The following is a 3,123-nucleotide window of genomic DNA, read 5'->3' on the forward strand; positions in this document are numbered from 1 at the left end:
AGGTGGTATGATATGGAGGTTGTGTACCGGGATGATGAGTTGAAAAACATTATCTTTAAAGGGGTCGTGCCGCGGTATACAGAGTTGAGAGAAGTGCTGAATATTTTGGAAAAAACAAATGAGGTGAAATTTGATATAGAAGAAAGGACGGTGATCGTTTTCAAATAAAAAAGAGGGGAATCCGGCAAGATTCTCCTCGTCATAAATAAACATCTGTTGGCTCAGATGAATGTTTAATTAAATGCTTTACAAAGTTATGAAAAAAAATCGACGAACGGGCAATCCCTATTGGATAAGATTGCCGCAAAAATTGATTGCTATGGGTTTAAGGGTATTTTTACTCGTTTGCGTGATAAATACGGTCAGCGCGGCGGGCTTCTCGCAAGGGAAGAAATTGGATGTGGATTTCACGAACAGCACGATTGGGGCCGTGCTGGATTACCTGAAAGAGAAGGCTGGGTATGATTTTGTTTACCGGAAAGGTGTTGTTCGGGTAGATGATGTGGTGACGTTAAAATTAAAGGATGCGACGGTTGAAAAAATTCTGGATGCCGTGTTGCGGGAGAATGGGTACAACTACGAGGTGGTGGATAAGGTAGTTGTGGTTACACGTGCAAAAGCGGTTCCCGTTGTACCTACCGTGGAAGTGGTGAAAGGGCAGGTAAAGGATGCAAGCGGTAAGCCTTTACCGGGTGTGACGGTGATGTTAAAAGGTACGTCAGTGGGTACAGCCACGAATATTGACGGGAAATATGAGATCAAAGTACCGGCAAAAGAAGGCGTGGTGATTGTGTTCTCCTTCGTGGGGATGAAATCGCAAGAGATGAAGTTTTCAGGCCAGAAAGTGCTTAATGTGGTTCTTTTGGAGGACGTGGAACAGATGGAAGAGGTGATCGTTACGGGGTATTCGACTCGAAAGGTGAGCGAGATGACTGGTGCGGTACAACAATTCCGGGGAAAGAATATCGCTCAATCGGCCACGGGTGGTAGTTTGATGAACGCGTTAAAAGGACACACGACTGGATTGCAGATTACGGGTAGTAGCGGTGTTCCGGGAAGTGACGGAGATTTGCTGTTACGCGGTACAGGAACGTTATATAGTTCCAATTCTTTATCCACGACGTCTTCTTTCCCATTGATCGTGATAGATGGTGTGATCACCGATTACACGAGTATTAACGGGGTGGTATCTCCATCGGATATTGCAGATATTACGGTGTTGAAAGATGCTGCTTCTACCGCTATTTACGGTTCCCGGGCCGCAACGGGAGTGATCGTGGTGACAACGAAAAAAGGTGCAAAAGATCGTATGACAGTAGCACTGGATATGAAATTAGGTATCAGTACTCCGAATTTTGGAAAATTGGAGTATATGAATTCACAGGAGTTGCTGGATTATGGAAAGATGGCATTACGTAATTGGTGGAATACGAATGAGAGTTTACGTGCAAAATATGCCAATCAGGAAACTTTCATACAGGATACATTGGGAACGTTATATAATAATTTTGACGTAACGAAAACGACTAATTGGAGAGATCTGGTTTATCGTAACGGTTTAAGTAAGGATGTGGCAATGAGTATCCGTGGTGGTGGAGATAAGATCCAGTATTATTTTTCATATAACTATTATGATGAGGAGGGTACACAGATCGGATATGATCTGACACGCCATTTGTTCAAGTTGCGGTTGGATTTTGATGTGATGAAATATTTATCGTTTGGGGTGAATCTGAGCGGAACGTTTGAGAAAAATATTACAGCCAATTCCGATGATGATTCCATGGAAAGTTATCATCCTTGGGTGACGCCCTATAACGAGGATGGAACGTTGAAGTACAACATCAAATCTTGGAAGAATTACACGATGGACCCGACTCCGTTGAGTAATCCGTTGCAGGATAATAAATATAATAACGTGACGGATTTGAAGAATAATCTGTTCGGTTCGTTCTCTGCAACATTGAAGCCTTTCAAATGGTTGTCTTTTTCTTCGACAAATACATTGACTTTGACGAATGTCAATACAAATGATTATTTGGATAGTCGTACTTATAGTGGTAATCATAGCCGTAATGAGATGAGTAACGGTGTTTTGAAGGTGGATGATGAACGGAGCTGGACTTTTTTGACATCAAATATTTTACGTTTGCAACATAGTTTCGGTGAGCATAACCTGAGTGGTTTGGTAGGTCAGGAATGGTATGAACGTCACACTCGTTCGTCACATATTGAAATGTATGACCAGATGATTGCCGGAGAACGTAACGTAGGTGGTTTTTCGAAACAAGGGGATAAAACGAATCCGGCTGTGATTCCGACAGGTGCAGAGCGGGAGTCCGGTAGTTTCTCTGTATTCTCGGAGGTAAACTATAATTATGCAGGTAAATACATGGCTTCGGCTTCTTTCCGTACAGACGGTTCAACGAATTTCGGTAAGGACAATCGTTATGGAACGTTCTATTCATTTAGTGGATCATGGCTTGTTTCTCGGGAAGCTTTTATGGCACGTCAGGACGTGGTGTCTAACCTGAAATTGAGAATGAGTTATGGTACGTCAGGTAAAGAGGCGGGAATGGATTATCTGAACTACACGCTTTATAGTACAAGTAACACGACGTTTGACTATTACCGGGATCATCCGGTTTATCAATCGGCTTACGGGGCAACCATTAACCAGTTGGGGAATGATCAGTTGTCGTGGGAAACAGCATATAATCTGAATATTGGGGTGGATGTGGCGTTATTGAATAACCGTATTTCATTGTCTGCGGATTGGTATAAACGGCGGAATAGCGATTTGATTATGAGTACGACTCTGCCGGCTGCAAATGGCGTGGGAAGACAATACCAGAATGTGGGAGAGATGGAGAACCGGGGAGTGGAATTGGTGTTGAACACGCACACGGTGAAAGGGGAAGAATTTAACTGGTTTACGACATTGACGTTCAGTTATAATAATAATGAGTTGACTAAATTGGATCAGGAAAAATTGACTCGTAGCGGTTACAAAACCTTCTATGAAGGGGATAATATTGACGAGTTGAAGAAAGTGAAAGTTACGGGAGTTGACCCGGAGACCGGTTTTGCTCAATATGCTCGGGTGGAAGAAGACGGTAGTAC

Annotated in this window: 2 protein-coding genes; both read left to right on the forward strand. The window is 42.9% G+C overall.

Features of this window, described 5'->3' with window-relative positions; genetic code table 11:
- The first annotated feature begins 12 nt into the window (after positions 1 to 12).
- On the forward strand, positions 13 to 168 hold the full coding sequence (locus AB5542_RS19370) for a DUF4974 domain-containing protein (protein ID WP_368243359.1): 156 nt from the start codon (positions 13 to 15) through the stop codon (positions 166 to 168).
- A gap of 88 nt (positions 169 to 256) precedes the next feature.
- Positions 257 to 3,123, forward strand: a 2,867-nt coding sequence (locus AB5542_RS19375; RefSeq protein ID WP_368243354.1) for a SusC/RagA family TonB-linked outer membrane protein, incomplete at its 3' end; no start/stop codon positions are given.

It is taken from the genome of Butyricimonas sp. RTP31003st1_G1_RTP31003_210430 (assembly GCF_040920905.1).
Lineage (GTDB): Bacteria > Bacteroidota > Bacteroidia > Bacteroidales > Marinifilaceae > Butyricimonas > Butyricimonas paravirosa.

Excerpts from the sequence above, each read along its gene's own strand:
- AB5542_RS19370 (WP_368243359.1), top strand. The coding sequence starts at position 13 with ATGGAGGTTGTGTACCGGGATGATGAGTTGAAAAACATTATCTTTAAA.